This window comes from Marinilabilia salmonicolor JCM 21150 (assembly GCF_000259075.1).
Classification (GTDB): domain Bacteria; phylum Bacteroidota; class Bacteroidia; order Bacteroidales; family Marinilabiliaceae; genus Marinilabilia; species Marinilabilia salmonicolor.
The window spans coordinates 1-18,136 of record NZ_AJKI01000027.1; the positions used below are offsets into that span (position 1 = coordinate 1).

The 18,136-nt window shown below is 41.6% G+C and carries 13 protein-coding genes; 9 read left to right on the top strand and 4 right to left on the bottom strand.

Annotated features, from left to right (window positions below; translation table 11 throughout):
• Positions 1 to 189: 189 nt before the first annotated feature.
• The 5 genes from era to W7W_RS0113150 all read left to right on the top strand — a co-directional run bounded on the left by era (position 190) and on the right by W7W_RS0113150 (position 4,454).
• On the top strand, positions 190 to 1,071 hold the full coding sequence (gene era, locus W7W_RS0113130) for a GTPase Era (protein WP_010664189.1): 882 nt from the start codon (positions 190 to 192) through the stop codon (positions 1,069 to 1,071).
• A gap of 85 nt (positions 1,072 to 1,156) precedes the next feature.
• On the top strand, positions 1,157 to 2,461 hold the full coding sequence (gene der / locus W7W_RS0113135) for a ribosome biogenesis GTPase Der (protein ID WP_010664190.1): 1,305 nt from the start codon (positions 1,157 to 1,159) through the stop codon (positions 2,459 to 2,461).
• A 147-nt stretch (positions 2,462 to 2,608) separates the two neighbouring features.
• A complete protein-coding gene (locus W7W_RS0113140) occupies positions 2,609 to 3,343 on the top strand; it encodes a hemerythrin domain-containing protein (protein ID WP_010664191.1) in 735 nt (244 codons plus the stop codon).
• Positions 3,344 to 3,352: 9 nt separating this feature from the next.
• On the top strand, positions 3,353 to 3,928 hold the full coding sequence (locus W7W_RS0113145) for a response regulator transcription factor (RefSeq protein WP_010664192.1): 576 nt from the start codon (positions 3,353 to 3,355) through the stop codon (positions 3,926 to 3,928).
• Between the two features lie 118 nt (positions 3,929 to 4,046).
• Positions 4,047 to 4,454: an RDD family protein gene (locus W7W_RS0113150; RefSeq protein ID WP_010664193.1), complete on the top strand. Its 408-nt coding sequence runs from the start codon at positions 4,047 to 4,049 to the stop codon at positions 4,452 to 4,454.
• Here W7W_RS0113150 and W7W_RS0113155 read toward each other — a convergent pair.
• Positions 4,421 to 8,113, bottom strand: a complete 3,693-nt coding sequence (locus tag W7W_RS0113155) for a sensor histidine kinase (RefSeq protein WP_010664194.1) — start codon at positions 8,111 to 8,113, stop codon at positions 4,421 to 4,423. The two genes, W7W_RS0113150 and W7W_RS0113155, sit on opposite strands and share 34 nt — an antisense overlap.
• 216 nt (positions 8,114 to 8,329) lie before the next feature.
• On the bottom strand, positions 8,330 to 8,803 hold the full coding sequence (rlmH, locus tag W7W_RS0113160; protein WP_025007307.1) for a 23S rRNA (pseudouridine(1915)-N(3))-methyltransferase RlmH: 474 nt from the start codon (positions 8,801 to 8,803) through the stop codon (positions 8,330 to 8,332).
• A 641-nt stretch (positions 8,804 to 9,444) separates the two neighbouring features.
• Here rlmH and W7W_RS0113165 point away from each other — a divergent pair.
• The 4 genes from W7W_RS0113165 (at position 9,445) to W7W_RS0113180 (ending at position 15,423) form a co-directional block, all read left to right on the top strand.
• Positions 9,445 to 9,843 carry a DUF4783 domain-containing protein gene (locus tag W7W_RS0113165; RefSeq protein ID WP_010664196.1) on the top strand — a complete coding sequence of 133 codons (399 nt, stop codon included), beginning with the start codon at positions 9,445 to 9,447 and terminating at the stop codon, positions 9,841 to 9,843.
• 5 nt (positions 9,844 to 9,848) lie between these two features.
• Positions 9,849 to 10,691 carry a carboxylating nicotinate-nucleotide diphosphorylase gene (nadC, locus tag W7W_RS0113170; protein WP_010664197.1) on the top strand — a complete coding sequence of 281 codons (843 nt, stop codon included), beginning with the start codon at positions 9,849 to 9,851 and terminating at the stop codon, positions 10,689 to 10,691.
• 723 nt (positions 10,692 to 11,414) lie between these two features.
• Entirely contained in the window at positions 11,415 to 12,200 is a 786-nt protein-coding gene (locus tag W7W_RS23210; protein WP_010664198.1) for a PAAR domain-containing protein, read from the top strand.
• Positions 12,190 to 15,423, top strand: a complete 3,234-nt coding sequence (locus W7W_RS0113180; RefSeq protein ID WP_010664199.1) for a toxin VasX — start codon at positions 12,190 to 12,192, stop codon at positions 15,421 to 15,423. Before W7W_RS23210 ends, W7W_RS0113180 begins: the two co-directional genes overlap by 11 nt.
• Before the next feature lie 159 nt (positions 15,424 to 15,582).
• On the opposite strand, the gene W7W_RS0113185 is transcribed toward W7W_RS0113180, so the two are convergent.
• Both W7W_RS0113185 and W7W_RS0113190 read right to left on the bottom strand, forming a co-directional pair.
• Positions 15,583 to 16,764 (bottom strand): MFS transporter, encoded by a 1,182-nt coding sequence (locus W7W_RS0113185; protein WP_010664200.1) that lies wholly within the window; start codon positions 16,762 to 16,764, stop codon positions 15,583 to 15,585.
• Between the two features lie 114 nt (positions 16,765 to 16,878).
• A complete protein-coding gene (locus W7W_RS0113190; protein WP_199898116.1) occupies positions 16,879 to 18,093 on the bottom strand; it encodes a transglutaminase-like domain-containing protein in 1,215 nt (404 codons plus the stop codon).
• Positions 18,094 to 18,136 lie beyond the last annotated feature (43 nt).

The window sequence follows — 18,136 nt, forward strand, 5'->3', positions numbered from 1 at the left end:
GTCTCAAATTTTATGTCAGAAAAGTAAAAGTAAGAGTTTTTGGGGAGAGTGTCAAGGGAAGAAGCAGGGTTGAGGAATGAGGGTTGAGCTCTCATCAGCTCAACATCTCACCAGCTAATTATTGAATCCTTATCACGGAAATTCTTTACAGTTGTTGTATCTTCGCACAAAATTCAATACAAACAAGTTATGACACACAAAGCAGGTTTTGTTAATATAATAGGGAATCCCAATGTGGGGAAATCCACCTTATCAAATGAGTTGATTGGAGAACGGTTATCAATAATAACCTCCAAAGCGCAAACAACACGCCACCGCATATTTGGCATTGTAAATAAAGACGATTATCAAATTGTATTTTCTGACACCCCCGGAGTTTTGAAACCAAAGTACAAGCTGCAGGAGTCGATGCTTCATTTTTCGAAATCGGCTTTGTCTGATGCTGACATACTATTATATATTACAGATACGGTAGAAACGCCTGACAAAAACAATGAGTTTTTGGAAATGGTAAAGAAGAGCGACATTCCTGCGCTGTTGGTAATCAATAAAATTGATCTGATCCAGCAAAAAGAGCTGGAAGACCTGGTGGATTTCTGGAAAAAGGAGATTCCCCGCGCAGAAATATACCCCATGTCAGCCCTTCATAAATTCAACATTCAGAATCTTTACGACAGGATTGTGGAATTACTTCCTGAGTCTCCCCCGTTTTTCGACAAAGATGCACTAACAGATAAACCTGAACGATTTTTCATCTCGGAAATCATCAGAGAAAAAATATTGTTGAATTATCAGAAGGAAATCCCCTATTCTGTTGAAATAGAAGTTCAGGAATTTAAAGAGGGCGCCAAAAGAACCGATATCCGTGCAGTGATTCATGTGAGCCGTGACTCACAGAAAGGCATTATTATAGGTCATCAGGGAAAAGCACTCAAAAAGCTGGGCATTGACTCCCGCAAGGAGATAGAATTGTTCCTGGGAAAACAGGTATATCTTGAACTCTATGTGAAAGTATCAAAGGATTGGAGGGATCAGGATAACTTCCTGAAGAATTTCGGGTATGAGAAGTAAAAAGCATGAAATCTGTAAATCAATCATTTTTATTACCTTTGCCCGCTTTTAAAAATTGAAAAATACAAAATAATCGAATAATAACATGGGGAACATCGTAGCCATAGTAGGTCGGCCAAATGTAGGCAAATCAACTCTTTTTAACCGACTTACCGAATCTCGTCAGGCGATTGTTGACGAAGCCAGCGGAGTGACACGAGATCGTATTTACGGCAAATCTGAATGGAACGGAGTCCGTTTCTCGGTAGTTGACACAGGTGGATATGCCATCAACTCGGAGGATCAATTTGAAAATGCCATTCGAGAGCAGGTGCTCATTGCCATTGAAGAGGCTGATGTGATTATATTTGTAGTAGATGTAAGCACAGGAGTCACTGATTATGACGAAGCTGTAGCAGAAATCCTTCGTCGCAAAGCCAAGAATGTCATCATTGCTGTCAACAAGGTGGACAATCATCAGCAAATTCCGGAAGCTTCCTACTTTTACTCAATGGGACTCAGTGATTTATTCCCCATATCTTCCATCAATGGAGCAGGAACCGGTGAGTTACTTGACCACCTGGTAAAGATTTTGCCTGATAAAGGAGTAGAAGAAGACATGGAGCTTCCCCGTTTCACCGTTGTTGGACGCCCCAATGCAGGAAAATCCTCACTTATCAACGCACTTATCGGAGAGGACCGCAATATTGTGACCCCTCTTTCAGGAACTACGCGGGACAGTATTTTCACCCGATACAATAAATATGGTCATGATTTCTATCTGGTCGATACTGCCGGAATAAGGAAAAAGACAAAAGTTCATGAAGACCTGGAGTTTTACTCGGTAATGCGTGCCATCAGAGCCATTGAAAATTCTGATGTTTGCCTGCTGATGATTGATGCCACACGTGGATTTGAAGGTCAGGATCAGAAAATATTCAGTCTCATTGAGCGAAACCGAAAAGGCGTTGTGGTGCTGGTCAATAAATGGGATCTTATCGAAAAAGACAACAATACCGCCAAAGAATTTGAAGAGGCACTGAAATCTCTTACCGCACCATACACCGATTATCCGGTCATTTTCACCTCAGCGACAGAGAAGAAACGGATTTTCAAAGCATTGGAGGAGGCACTGGCTGTTTATGAAAACAAATCCCGAAAAGTAAGCACCTCCAAACTTAATGAGTTTCTGCTGCCAATCATTGAAAACTACCCGCCGCCGGCCAACAAGGGCAAATACATCAAAATAAAATACATTACACAATTACCGGCATCGGTCCCTTCTTTTGCATTCTTCTGCAACCTGCCACAGTATGTAAAAGAACCATACAAGCGATTTGTAGAAAACAAATTACGGCAAAAGTGGAATTTCTCCGGAGTTCCGATGAATATATTTTTCAGAAAGAAATAGACAGAACTGAAAATCATGAAAAGGAGGCCGGTACATTTCAGCCTCCTTTTTTGTTATGCTCCAGGTTGTCAAGATCATCCCTAAGAACAACCTCATTCACCAACTTTTTACTACCTTTGTCTATAATATTTCTAAATAAGCACAACGATGCACATAAGTCCCAACACAAAAATGTCGGATTTGGTACAGTCAGACTTTGAGCTTCTGGCTGTTTTACAGAGACTCAAAATACCTTTTGGATTCAAAGAGAAAAGCATTCAGACAATATGCCGTGAAGAAGGCATTGATCTTAACTTCTTTCTGAATCTGGCCAGGTGGTATCATGAGCGGGACTTTTTCCCGGGTGAGACCTTGATGAATCATCCGGTTAAATGGCTGGTAAAATACTTGCGCAGCACACATTCATGTTACATTGAGTATCACATTCCCCGGATAGAGGAAGAAATTATCCGGATGGAATCCCTGGATCGATCAGGGGGACACAACATGCAGTTGATGCTAAAATTTTTCAGGGAGTACATTTCAGAGTTTACCGCCCATATCCAACTGGAAGAGGAAAAGATTTTTCCATACATTCTAAGCCTGGAAGAAAACTTTGAAAAAGAAACTCCCGCCCCTGAATTTCTCAAGACGGCCAGAGGATATACCATCAAGGATTTTCTGGATGAACATAGTGATATTGAAGAAAAACTGGTGGATTTACGCAATATTCTTCTGAAGTATCTTGCACCGCCATCAGACAACTGCCTTTTTACCAATGTGCTGATAGAAATATTTCGATTGGGTAACGACCTGAACGATCATACCATTCTGGAAGAGAATGTATTGATTCCTCAGGTTATAAAAATGGAAAAAGACTTTCACAATAAATTTCCCCGGTAACAAAGCGTCATGGCCAAAGTACTAATTGCAGAAACATCATACCTGGTTCGTAAAGGTTTAGTAAGCTTGTTGGAACAAACCGACGGGGTTACTGAACTCAAAGCCGCAGGCCATCCTGACACTATTATGCAAACACTCAAAGAGTTCAGTCCGGATATCATATTGCTCAACAGCGCCATACAAATGCCTGTTTCTCACGACAAACTCCTCTCCCTTCTGCACGATAAAGCCAGGTTTATTTATATCATCAATACCCCTTTACCGCAGGACAGCCCCGCAAACCACATCTCGGTTTTTGATACCAAAAACAAATTGACCGAGAAACTCAGTCTTCATCTGAAGCAGTATGAATCAACAGAAGAGAAGGAAGAGACTGAAGAGCTCACACCAAGAGAGAAATTAATTCTTAAACATGTGGCATTGGGATATACCAACAAAGAAATTGCCACGAAATTGTTTATCAGCACCCACACTGTTATTTCTCACAGGAAAAATATTACCAGAAAACTGGACATTAAAACAGTTTCCGGTCTTACCGTCTATTCCCTGATTAACGGGATTATAAAAATGGAGGATATCCAATAGTTCCTAGTGAAATAAAAACAGTCTGTGTTTCGGACAAACTCCAATATTTTTCTGCCGTAAATAATCAGGTTGATATCAGACCGACAATCTGCTCCCAATTATTAACTTTGTAAAAAAAATGAACTTGGAAGACAAACAACTCCTGTGGGAGAAAGTGCCCCTTAGCGAGCGACTAATGGCGGGATTGGTAGATATTGTTATAGCCGTGTTAATATCCTTGTTTCCAAAAATCGGCTGGATGTTTGGAGTGATTTACCTGTTGGCGAAAGACTCCCTCTCTTTCCTGAATGGCCAGAGTTTTGGCAAAAAGATTTTTAATCTGCGTACAATTGCTCTGCCACATTATGCTTCTTTATCCGGATGGCCTGAAAAGTCCATCATACGGGGGCTGGTTCAAATCATTCCTGTTTTAAATATCATTGATCTCTACCAACTGATTACACAAAAAGTCAGAATTGCAGATAAATGGGCCGAAACCCGTGTCATCCGCAATCAGGACTGGGAAGCCAAAGGCAGTTCTATGTAAAAGGTAGTTCCTGTTCCGGTATCTGTTTCGAACCATATTTTTCCGTCTGCACTTTCAATAGTACTTTTGACAATAGCTAAGCCCAGTCCCATCCCACTGGTTTTAGTGGTGAAATTGGGGACAAACATCTTTTCCCGAATCTCTTCAGGAATCCCCTTCCCATTGTCTTTAATTTTTACCAGAACAACATTTCGACCTACCGAGGTAGAAATATGAATAAGTCCTGACGAGCCCCGGGGAATAGCCTGAACTGCATTATTAATGAGATTATTAAAAACCCCAAGCAACTGTTCCCCGTCGGCATGAACGATTATCTGCTCCTCCCCTTCAAAATCAGTTTGAATCGCCACATTCCGACTATTAGAAAAAAGAGTCACACTGCTTTTGATTTTATCAATAAGGTTAACATTTTCGCGTCTTGCGGCTGGCATTTTAGCAAAGTGGCTGAACTCTGTAGCAATAGAAGACAGCTTTTCAATCTGTTCAATTAAGGTACCCGTCACTCTTTTCAGATAGCTGTCAAAATCCTCCACCTTATCGTTCCACGCACGCTGCAGATATTGAATATTCAGTTTCATGGGAGTCAGCGGATTTTTAATCTCATGGGCAATCTGACGGGCCATCTCACGCCATGCCAACTCCCGCTCGGTTCGTGCCAGCTTAGATGCACTGTCGGCCAGCTCATCTACCATACGATTGTATTCACCTACCAGGCTGCCTATCTCATCTTTACCCTGATAATCAATCTTCTCATTGTGCTTATCGATTTTAAGGTCGGCAAGCTTGGACTGCAGTACCTGCAATGGACGTGTGATTTGTCTGGAAAGAAACACCGTTATTCCAATAATGATAAATGAGAATAAAAGATAAAAATTAACCACCGTCATGACCACAGAGGAAACTTCTTCGCGCAATTCATTATTGGCTACAAAATACGGAACATTGATGTATCCCATAAGCATATCCTGACGATTGTAAAAAGGAACATAGTAAGACCTAAACTGCAGGTCACCAATTGTCTCCTGACCAAGATAGCGATTCTCCCCCAGGTGAGTAAGCCGGTAAAAGGCAGAAGGGTTCATCTGTCCACCAATCAGTCCCTGTTCAAACATCTCCGGCCTTGACGAAGCCAAAAGCATTCCATCGGTACCATAAAGATTAATATCACAAAAAAATACATTTGAGATGGTCTGAAGCTGATAACTCAGATACTCCTCATTTTCACTGGACAAAGGACCTTCAAGGCCTATCTTCGATTCAAGTTCCAACAAAACAGATTGAACTTTATCGTTAAGCAGTTCATTGTGTTTGTTTTTGTATTGTTCCACGGTATAAAAAACAGTCCCCAAAGCCACAATAAGCAATATCAGAAGCATCAGACCCACAAAAGAAAATTGAATCCGCTTTTGAACCGACAATCGGAACGAAAATGAGACCGACCCGATGTTCGACATCCCGGTAAGGATCAATCCGATAAGAAAATAGAAAATAAAAAAGACTGAAAAAGCAATGAACATTTCAGAAACTGTGTTGTCTTTGCGGCTAAGAATCACCAAAGTATCCGGTTCCGGTTTAAACAAAACATGGGAATAATCATCATCTTTAACCATCTGCATTTTTCCCTCATCGAATGAAAGTTGGGGATAATTGCCATGATAATCGTATGCTCCGGAACGCCGTACCAGGCGCCCATCCACATATTTGGCATAGGAATACCCCTCAAAAAGTGCAAGCCGGCTCTGCTCTTTCTGACTGACAAGCAATTCGGGATATCCCAGCCCTTCAAAATAAGGCTTGGACTGCAATTCAACAAAAAGCGTGGTTTCGAGCGGATGTCCTTCAAAAAATCGAAAGACTCCAAGATAAGAAACACGCCCGTTATCGTTATTCAGATAATAAAAATTATTACTTCCCTCAATGGAGCGGCCCTGGTTCCCCAGTGTGGAAAAGAAGTACTGATAACAGTTATAATTTTCTCCGGTCTCCTCAAACACCACATTTCCGCCTGGCCAACAAGGCACAATTTGCATCTCATAACGTCCCCAGTAGCCGTAAAAATAGTATTTGAGCAGATGATTCTGAACAGCCATCTGATTTATATTGTTACGCGCCAATAACTGTCGCAATGGCGCATCACGAAGAATCTGTTTTTCGATATCCGCAAGATACATTTCCGCTACCGGATCCTCTTCTCTTAATAATTGATAAGAAAGATTTTCAACCAATAATTCACGAGTAGCCTCCTCCTTGCTGATGGACAAGTTTATAAGAACAGAGCCTGTAAAGAGTGCAAACAAAGTAATAATCCAAATAAAGGTATTGTAGGAGTGGCGCAACCGGTAATTTCTTTTCACAAGAGCCAGCAGTAACAGAAAGATTCCGGCAAAAATAATTGACCAGTCACCTGTACCATAGCCTATGCCTCCACGCACGACGATTGCAAATGCCATGGCCGACAAAATTAACACCGACATAGTTATTCGTCTGATCCTGAACAGAAACAGACGAATCAATTTTTCTGCAATCAATGAAAAAGAAAAGAAAAGAAAGGCCAGTACCACTATTTTAACAACAGCAATGCCATCTATCTCAACCACTTTAAAAAATACTGCCGGCCCTGAAGAATGCTCTACCATCTTGTACACAATTCCCATAAGGTAAATCATCCACAACTGAACCAATAACGCTCCTGAAAAGAAACAGAAACCCTTTACAAAAATATTATCGGATTGGAAGAATAAGTTATCAGGCAAACGAAAAAAACGAAAAAACAGCAAAGAGAGCAATAGCAAAAAGACAACCAGGAGAAGAAGTGCTCCCATCGAGGGAAGAAAGTCTGACATGGCAAAGTGCAATGGAGAAAAGAGCCCCAAGCCATCGAAGGCAGACATTCCAGAATGCCAAAACACAAAATAATAAAACAGCCCAAATACAGCCACACCAAAAAGCAGCCGGAAATTAATCCACCGATCGGACTTCCGTGCATTTAGCCACAAAAATATCAATCCCCAAATGGAAAGGACAGACAACAAATAAGCTATCAACAAATATATCTGGCTGCTGTTTCTGTTTGTTTTCAGCGATAAATCACTGACTGAAAAAAGATACTCGCCCTCCAATCCGAATACCGGCTGCCAGGGAGAAGACTGATCACGCACTATACGAACCGAAGGCGACAACCCTTCAGGCAAAACATAACGGTCGTGCAGGTATTTATTCTGATATGGGTAAGAATACTTTAGACGATAAAGACCGACCAATGTGTATGCATTGTAACGGAAGTGCTGAACCAAATAAAAGCCATTGTCCAAACCAATAACCGGCTGAGTAAAAAAGACAGGATGAATATCCTGAACAGGAAGGCGCTGATCGGACCATGCCACCAATTCATTGTCATAAAAAAGCAGCATTTCATTATCAGATTCCGAAACTGAATCCATATATGCCCATGCCGCTTTCGGATACTCCAACAAACTATCAGGAAATTGTTTAAGCAATTTATTCAGGGAGGTCTGACGCTTCTGAATAGAACGCTCTAACTGCTGCATGTCTATTTGTTGCTTTTGATTACCTGCAACAAAAAATTCAATCAACAACCCTGCTGAAGTTGAGATTAAAAACAGCGTAACCAAAAACCACCAAATTCTTTTAACAGACATAAAAAACTTTTATTTGGTCGAAACCCTTGCTTGTATAGAGAATCGTAATTTCCCAAACTAATCTTTGCCTTATATTGTTTTTTCAAGTTAAGATTTTTAGCCATAGTGAACTACAGCGAAAAAGCTTAACGCAGAAAAAAGGAAAATATGAACAAAAATTATAGTTCGTCAAATTAAGAATCATTACGCGAACTTTACAATAACCATGCAAAATGTTTAATCATGATGATAAGGTTCGTTTTTCAGTATCGTCATAGCCCGGTAAAGCTGTTCTGCAAAAATAAGACGAACCATCTGATGAGAAAAAGTCATCCGTGACAGGCTGATTTTACCATTGGCCCGCTGATAAACATCATCGGAGAATCCCCAGGCACCACCAATGACAAAAATCAATCTTCTGGCCCCTCCAAGCATTTGTTTCTCCATATACTCAGAAAATCCGCGCGAGGAAAAGATTTTCCCTCCCTCATCCAGCAAAACCAACTGATCAGAATTTTCCAGATTCTTTAAAATTGAATCACCCTCCATTTGCTTTAGCACTTCAGACTTCATTTTTCCTGCATTTTTGATGTCAGGCAAAATTTTTGCTTCAAATGGCAGATAGTGAGTTAACCGATCAAAATACTGTTTTACACCCTGTTGCAGCCATGACTCTGCGGTTTTCCCAACCATCAGGAGCATTACCTTCATAATTTTGTGTATCTTAAATTGTTTCTAAAGACTAATATAAGGAGTTTTTGTTAGTTAGTACTTGCCCGAAAAGTCCAATTTCTGCGTTACGCCCTTCTGGAAACAGTTATTACAAAAGTAAACGCCTTGATTTTCAAAAAGGACAAGCCTTGAACTTGAACTTTTCGCATCAAGCACTCAGAAAAACTTAGTTTTCTTGCTGGCACTAGTTAGAGTCTGTGCATAAAGTACCACTTGCTGCGTTACGCTTGCCGCCAAAATGCTCATTTACCCAAGTAAACTCCGTTTTTAACGGCTTCGCAAGCCTTGCAACTAGCCCTTTCTGGCCAGAAACATGACTTTTTACAAACTTTCCCGACTTTATAGACGGGCACTAGTTAGTGTTTGTAAGAGCAATTCAATCGTTCGCGATTCTCTTCAACAATTATCCCTCGGATTGGCTAATATTTCCTGATATTTAACCATCACAGACAAAATGATTCATAAATCGAAATTTGTCCAGGACAATAAATCAGTTTGAGATGCCACCTTTGAACGATTGTTACCCCCAAAACCAATCCGCGATAAAAAATCTGTAACTTTGTGGTTTAATTTTTGCTTTATTATACTTTTGTATAAGCAATACAGCAAAACCAATAAAAATGAAGAATCTGATAAAAATTCTACCGGTTATTGCCCTTTTTATGACAATTACTTTTGCACAGGCACAAACAGGACCGCTGCCTTCGGAGGTTGTTAAGGCCGTAAAATCCGGAGATGCCGATGCATTAAAGCCTTACCTGAACAGCAAAGTTGAATTACTGCTACCAGGAGAATCCGGCGTTTACAGTAAGGAGCAAGCTCACTTTATCCTGAAAAGTTTTTTTGAAAAGAACAAAGTAACCTCATTCGAGGTACTTCATCACGGGACACGCCAAAATGCCACTTTCGCAATTGGAGAATACAGCTGTTCCGCCGATCGCTACCGTATGTATTTTCTGGTAAAATCGAATAACAATCAACGATTGATTCACCAGATCAGGATTGAAAAACAAGACTAATACAAATGATGAAAGAATCCCTTGAACCATTTATCATCAATGCTCTCAATGAAGATGTGGGCGATGGTGATCACTCGTCACAATCATGTATTCCTGCCGATGCCGAAGGGAAAGTACAATTGCTTGTTAAAGAAAGCGGCGTACTGGCCGGTGTTGATGTGGCTTTCGAAATATTCAGATATTTACAACCCGATATTGAAATCAGTCCCCTTCTGGGCGATGGAACTCTGGTCCAGCCCGGAGATGTAGCATTTACCGTCAAGGGAAAGGTGCTGACCCTGCTGAAAGCGGAGCGCCTGGTGCTCAACATCATGCAACGCATGAGCGGAATTGCCACTCAAACACGAGAATACGTGCAATTGGTAGATGGATTGAACACCAAAATTCTGGATACCCGCAAAACAACACCAGGAATGCGCTTTTTGGAAAAAGCAGCAGTCAAAATCGGTGGTGGAGAGAACCATCGCATGGGACTTTATGATATGGTTATGCTCAAAGACAACCATGTGGATTTTGCCGGTGGCATAGAAAAGGCCATCAAAACCGCACAAAAATACTTGAAAAAGATCGGGAAAGATCTAAAAATAGAGATCGAAGTGCGCAACATGGATGAACTGCAGCAAGTACTGAATACCGGAGGTGTTCACCGCATTATGCTTGACAACTTCGACACCGGCACTACCCGACAGGCAGTAGAACTCATCAATGGAAAGTATGAAACCGAATCATCCGGAGGGATCACAAAAGAAACACTGCGCAGCTATGCAGAATGCGGTGTTGATTACATCTCGGTAGGTGCGCTCACACATCAGATTAAGAGTTTGGATATGAGTTTGAAGGCAGTTTAATGATTAACTTTAAAGTTTCACTCGCAACAAAATGCTTACCACCAAAATATTGATTTGCGTAAGGGAAATGCGTCTTGGGTTGCTAAAACCACTGCTAAAACTTTAGTTAACACACGGTCGAAAGCCTTGCCACAGGCATTTTTTATCAAAATCACATTTCCAACGATTTATAGATTAAAAATGCATCTTCAGAAGCCTGGAATTAAAATCCGGGCTTTTCTTATTTCTTCTCCTCTCATCTGCAACATTCAATAAAGTTTATGGAAAAACCCAGGAATAAATTGCTTGTTAAAAGACTTGACATCCACCACCATCCTTCTTAATTTGCACCATCATTAGTCGGGAAAGGGCCCCCGACAAAAATCTTAACATCTAATCCAAAGAATTATCATGACGCGATTCACCAACTCCGTGGTGCTATCAGGCACGCAATCCATTCTGACAACAGATTACCCAACTTCTACCTCTCCATAAGGTATTTCCCACAGTACTATTCAGAGTCGGTCCATAAAGTACCATTTGCGTCCCCGAAGGATCGGGGCAGGCTGTTACGCTTGCAACTGGCACTTTCTGACCAGACACACTACTTTTTACAAACTTTCCCGACTTCATGGACGGGCACTAATTTAATATTAGTGGGCTGAAACTTATGCACTAACCAATTACAAACATAAGGGCTATTAAATCAATTATTCAATTCATTTACCCAAAACCTTTATCATTATGGCAGGAAAACCAATAGCAACAGTAGGCAGCATGCACGTTTGTCCGATGTGTTCGGGCATTGTTCCTCATGTCGGCGGACCGGTAACCGGGCCGGGCGCCCCCAATGTATTAATCAACGGCAAACCAGCTGCAGTAATGGGCGATATGTGCACCTGTGCCGGAGGCCCGGACACTATTGTGCAGGGCGAACCGACCGTTTTAATCAATGGTAAACCGGTGGCTACAGTTGGCTGTATGACAGCGCATGGCGGTATTATCACAACGGGAGAACCAACTGTAATCATCTCTTCAGGCACCACTTCTGCACCGAGAGAAGTCATGCCAATCAAAAGAATTCCTTTTCCGAAGATCACCATCATCGATCGCGTAGGCGCCGCAATGAAAGGAAAGAGTAAAGATTTGAAAGAGGCAAAGAAAAATCAGGAGCAGATAAAGAAAGAGGCTGAGGAGCAGGAGAAAGAACCACTGATTTACAATCTTCAATGGCTCAAAAACACCAATGAGACAACCAAAAGTAAAGCCGAACAAATACTTACCCTGAGTGCCTCTGTCAGAGGAATTAACGATGGCAGCAAAATCACCTTCACGATATTTAAAGAATCAGAAGACCCCAAAGCTGATGATACCGAATTGGACAAGATCACTGCAAGCGTGAAGGATAACAGCGTAACTGCCGACTGGGATGTGAATGAAGCCTTATTTGAATCTGAAAGCAAAGAATCCGGGCCATCCAAAGAAAAACTATTGAGTAAACTTTATTTTACAGCCGACCATGACCAATAAACCCAAAAGTAACCTGTGTGATATTTTTGAAGATTGCATTACCATACATCCTTTCAGGTATGGATTAATTCGAACAGACGACTATACGGGATTTCCCAAAATCAAATTCCCGGTGCCAGAAGCTCATTCCAGCGTTCAGTTTCCCGATTATTCTTTTTTGCCATCGGTTAATGTAGATAATAAGAAATCCTCAGACCCGGATAATAAAGAAGATGACAAAAACGGTAAAAAAATCTCGTTTTATGACTCGGAAGAACAGGTCGCTGCTCAGCATTCTACACGAGTGCAGAAGTCTGTGTCAGACGATGCCAGAACCTTTCCTTCAGGGTATAAATACAGCTACGGGGCTACGCCGTTACATGAGGGCTGGCTCTATATGTATAACGAAACCGATGATTCGGTAAAAGAGTATCAGGTAGTTGCATCCAATGGCAATCCCCTGTTCAGACTTTGCAGGCTCAACGACATAGAAAAATCCGCTCTGCGGTTGCCCGATTTCGGAACAATTTGGACCAAAGGTGTAAATGTGGACAAAGACGCAGTGATTTACATGGAATTTTCTCATATACAATGGGATCCTGACATCATTGACAAGATGTTAAAGAATCAGTCGATGCGTGCTGAAAGCATCCAAAAAATTGATGTTAATGAGTGGGTTGCAGGGAATGCTCAGGATGGCGTTTTTGATTATGAAACAGCCAAATCCCACTACATTCCTAATCCTTCGGATACGGTTGGGTTTGACTTCCACTACGCCGATTGTCAGGAAGACGACAGCGAGGTTTTTGCCTGCATTCACGATCGTGTAGGAGCAGCCAACGATTTGTGCAATGAAATTACCCGTCTGGAATTGTTGCAGGAGAGTTTGATTGCTTCGGTGCGCACGGGTGTGTCTGCTGACCTGGCACTGGAAACTCTTCTAAAAAACCCTGAAGCTGAAATTGATAATTTGCCACAGGCCGAAGGTGTAACGGCACCGAAAAAGAGCTTTGAGCATCAGTATATGATAGCCCAAAGTACTTACAGGGCTTTGTTTGCTGAACTGAAAAACCTGAATGAGAAACGTGACTACAGCAGCAGAAAACGGGACGAGATAGAAGATCAGGCCAAAAAGGTGAACCGCGAAGCGGTGGAGAAAATCCTACAGATAAAAAAGCGCCAGGAAATACGGCACGCCATCAATCAAACCCGGCACAATTTGCACCGCTTCTTAAAAAGCGATTATTATGCTTTTCTGTTTCGGGTAACAGGTGTGGATTATGCCGAAAAATTGAACGATTCAAAAAATGTGTTTTTGTTTCACGACAGCTGCCTCTCGAAAGACCCGCGATGCCGCGATGCCGATATTGTTACCCGATACGATGCGCCCCTGAATTTTGATACGTATTATTCTGAAAAACTGGGCGAGGAAAAATCGCCTTTTGCCAAAATAATGCGCAGTCCTGTAAACATGGATTATGTCAAACCCGAAGAGGCCGAGGAGACGTTGCTGGGGATGGTTGAAACTTATATTAACGTGGGGCAAAAAGCTGCTGACTTCACATCAAAAGCTGCCGACCTCCTTAGTGGCAGGGAGGCGGCAAATATTCTCTCCGATTTCCTCAACAGTGCAATATTTGCCGAAGTTGAGTTTGAAGTGAAAGAGGAGACAATTTTGAATGTGGTGAAGTATGCGGAGGAGATTATATTAGAAAGATTTGGTCAAGAAGAAAGCGATATCCCCAAAAGTCTCTTATCCAAAGCCATCCAAAACAAAATGAGTGGCGATGGTACGGGCAAGGTGCCCACCATAAAGGTAAAGCTGAAGACCGGAAACACCACGGCCAATAAGGTGGCTGCTTTTTTTGAATCCAAAGGATTTAAGCGACTGGGAGCCGGACTGGCTGTTTTTAACCTGGCCCGAGCTCTGAAACCCTCCGATGACGATAGTGGTTTACAAGATGCCCTTGCTGTCGGGGCCGCCACTTTTTCTCTTATTCAAAATGTTGGCGAGTATGCCGCTTTGCGCAGGAACTCTGTCAAAATTCTGGGCAAACGCGTTTTAATGAAGGGCATTATCAGAGGTGCCGGCATTATAGCCGATGGATTGACCATTGTCGGATGCCTGTTGGATGCTTCGGATGCCTTCAGGCGCAATAATGCTGAAGCTGCAGTCGCTTACGTTGGCGCAGCCGCTTCTGCAACCGCTTCGTTGATACTCGTGACAAAGGGTGGCACCGTTTTTCTCTCCACAGCAGGAGCGGGAACCACGGCTGCCGCAGCACTGGCATCCATAGAATTTGTAATTCTCACCATTCTGCTTGCTCTGTTGACCGCCGGAATGCTTTATATAGCTGCATATTTAACCCACTCGCCCCTTGAAGAATTTTATAGAAATTACATCTTTAATCAAAAGGGGTTAAAGAAACTATTGTCCAAAAACCAGGATGCAGATATTATTGCATTAATGCAGTTAATACACCTAAAACGAGAAGATATAATTGACGATTATTTTGGGCAATGGAGAGATTATGAAAACATCCTTCTGGAGTTTGAAAGCTTGTATCCTGCAGTTTTAGTGGAGTCGCCTCAAATTGTTCAGTCAGAAAAAAGAATGAAACTTTCCTGGTGGCAACAAGCCTTTATGGGGCTTACAACTCCCGAAGCACCGGCTTACTTCATCGAAGAAAGAGCAGATACCATTACCTTTAACTGCCATCTTTTGCAGATAACCCCCAATATGGACATCGATTTCGGGTTATTGTCCTATTCTTCTGAAGAAGGTAAGATGGTAACGTTTGGGGAGGAGTTTATATATAAGGAAATATTGCCAGATAAAATGTGTGTTAAAATTAAATATGACATATCAAAAATAAATAAATCTCATTTCTACAATGATGGATTCTTCTATATCCGCATTTTATTAGACCCGATCAGGAATATTTATTGGCCTCGGGAAAATGAAAAAGAACCCCGTTATTTTTTCTTTAATATTGGATTGAAAGGAACCAAACCATCACTCTACCTGTTTAACACGACCTTAACGAGAAATCAGGATGGAGACTATCTTGATTATGAAACCAAAAAGAATCAATGGATTATGTCAATTGATGAATTTAAATCTCTTGCCCGTATCAATGAAGAAAAAACCATTACCAAAACCAATAACAAGGTGTTCTATGTTGATTACAAATTTGTCATTTATTCTAATTTGTATTGCGTCATTTGTAGCCTGCAATATTGAGCCAGGCAAGCGCGAAACTTCTGATTCCAAAACCGTATCACAACTTGATACGGTCAGGAAAGAAGTGGTTCCGTTTAAAGAGAAGCATGACATTTTAGATACCAATACCGTACTGATAGGCACGAGTGATTACATTATTCAAAATGTATTTTTTGTCTTTTAATAATCCTGAAACGGTTTCCTCTTTTTGATGTAGATCGTTACCGGAATCGCCAAAAGTGCCATCCCTGCTGCAAACTTAAAGGTGGCTTCGTTACCAAAATGGTCAAAGCCGTAACCTGCCACCAGCGTTGAAACAGACCCCAACAAGAAATTACTCGTCATATAAAGACCATTCACAAAGGGAAGATGCTCTGTTTTTAGTTCATGGATAATGGCCAGAAAAACCGGAGTGGGTGCCAACAGAAAAAACCCCATCGCAATAAGCAAAGGAAAAGTAAAAACTCCCCTGAAATAGATAAAAACCATTAGTAATAAGGGAGAAATCACGGAAACAATCAGCAGGGTATTTCTTCGACCAATAAAATCAGAGATGGTTCCGGAAAAAAATGTACCCGCTGCCCCGGAAAGATAAATGACGGATAAAGAAATTCCTGCCATCCACCGTGACTCCCCTATGCTTTCCATATAACCAGGCAAATAATAAGTCAGACAGCTTTTCATAAATCCCCGGGTAAGCGTAATACTTCCAATAATAAGCAAAACCGGCAGATATTTCCGGAGGGTATTCATATAAGAAACAGACTGCTCTCCTTTTTTAACCTGTTTGCGCAGATCCACATGTCTAAACCGTACAAAAAGGATGATGGAAGCCAGTAATCCTGCAGGAATCAGACGAAAAATCCCTTCGAACCCCCACAAATCAATGGCTCCAAGCACAACAATCGGCCCCAAAGTGCGGGCCAACTCCCCTCCTACCATATAAAAACTCATGCCACGCCCGGTTCGGTTTCCCGACACATGTTTTACCATCACAGGAGTGGGCACATGAAACATGGTGGAGCCAATCCCTGAAATAAGCATCAGTAACACCAAAAAAGAATAGGAAGGAGCTACCCCTATCAGGCTCATTGCTACAGCTGTAACTGTGGGTGATAAAATCATCAGGTAGCGGATACGCACTTTGTCGGCCAGAATTCCCACCAAAGGATTAAATAGTGTGGGAAGCCTTTGTATGACGGACAACAACCCAAAAAGTGTGTAGTTAATGGCCAGTTTTTCTATAATCAGCACTTGAACGGGTGCCAGAAAAGCGGTATAAATATCATGAATATGGTGAGACAGGGAGATGAGAATTACATCCGGTGTCCTGAATTTATTTTTTTGTGAGTGATCTTGCATAACTAAGTTTTAAACACCTAACATTTGAATGCTCAGTGGGCACGGAAATATTCAATAAAAAAAACCGTGACACTTTAGACATCACGGTTTTCCTTGTAATATCTTCATTAATATTTATTCTTCAACTCCCATATACAAGCGAACCTGAACCGGTTCATCCTGAATTTCTTTATCTACATTTACAATTTCCCCCCTGGCATTGGTGTAACGAAAAGTATAGGTTGCATTTTTATCCACATATAAAGTAAGGAAATCATTCAAGTCCTGCGTAGGACCGCTGGTGCGACCTCCACCAATTTGCTCTTCTCCCTTAAAAACATCAACATTTATTGCCATACGATCATCTCCCACAAGGGAACACTTATCGTTCTTAAGCATAATTATTTCAACTTCAACTAATTCGCCAGAGGCTAATTTAGCCTTTTGTTGCTCATTATAGAGTTGCACATAGCGGTCGGTAACATTAACTGCCGGAACATACTTAATATTCATATCCCATACCAAAGGGAAAGAATTGCCGGTCTTTTCAAAACTGGATGCCCACACAGCATATTTGGGATCGTTTTTGTCTGCTTTCCCCGCATCGTTCAGAAACCAACTTTTGTTTAACCCACTGGGATAATATTCCGTAAAATACCATTGTCCATCTACCCAGACCTCGTTCCAGCTGTGGTTCCCACGGTCGTCATGCCAATTGGCAGTTCCGGCAATACGGGAAGGAATCCCCACTGCTCTGAAGGCATCAGTAAGCAAAATCGACAATCCCGAGCAGGATGCCATATTTTGTTCCATCGACTCAAACGGACTTTGATCCGGCTTCTTCCGATTGGTGTTGTATTCTACCTTTACCACATCCACAATATTCTGATTGACGGAGTCAATCGCTGCTCTGATATCTTTAGCATCTTTAACGAAAGGATAAAACAGCTGGAAAAAATCCTCCCGCCAGTTATCCCGACGCTCATTCAGCGATGCATAAGGCAACACCTCATTGAAAAAAACAGAATCTGGCAAAGCTTTTGCCCAGGAAAAAGTCTCCCGAGCTTTGAAAGCATATTCTATATTATCCTTTAAAAACCCGGCAGACAAACCCTCTAAGTCACGCTGAGGCATATTAACAACCAAAAAGGCCATAGCCGCTTTTTGAGAATCGGGAATCTCATTTAATGCCGTTTCCAATTCATCCCGGTTTTCTCCGGCAGCCTGTAAAGCTTCGTCAAGACCTGCATGATATTTCTCAGGCACACCCGGATATTTTGGGGCGCAACCGATAATAAACATTGCAGCTAAGAATGATAGTAATCCTGATAATGCAGATATTTTTCCCATGTTCGAATATTTATAAAACATGAGGTTATCCACCCCATGTTTA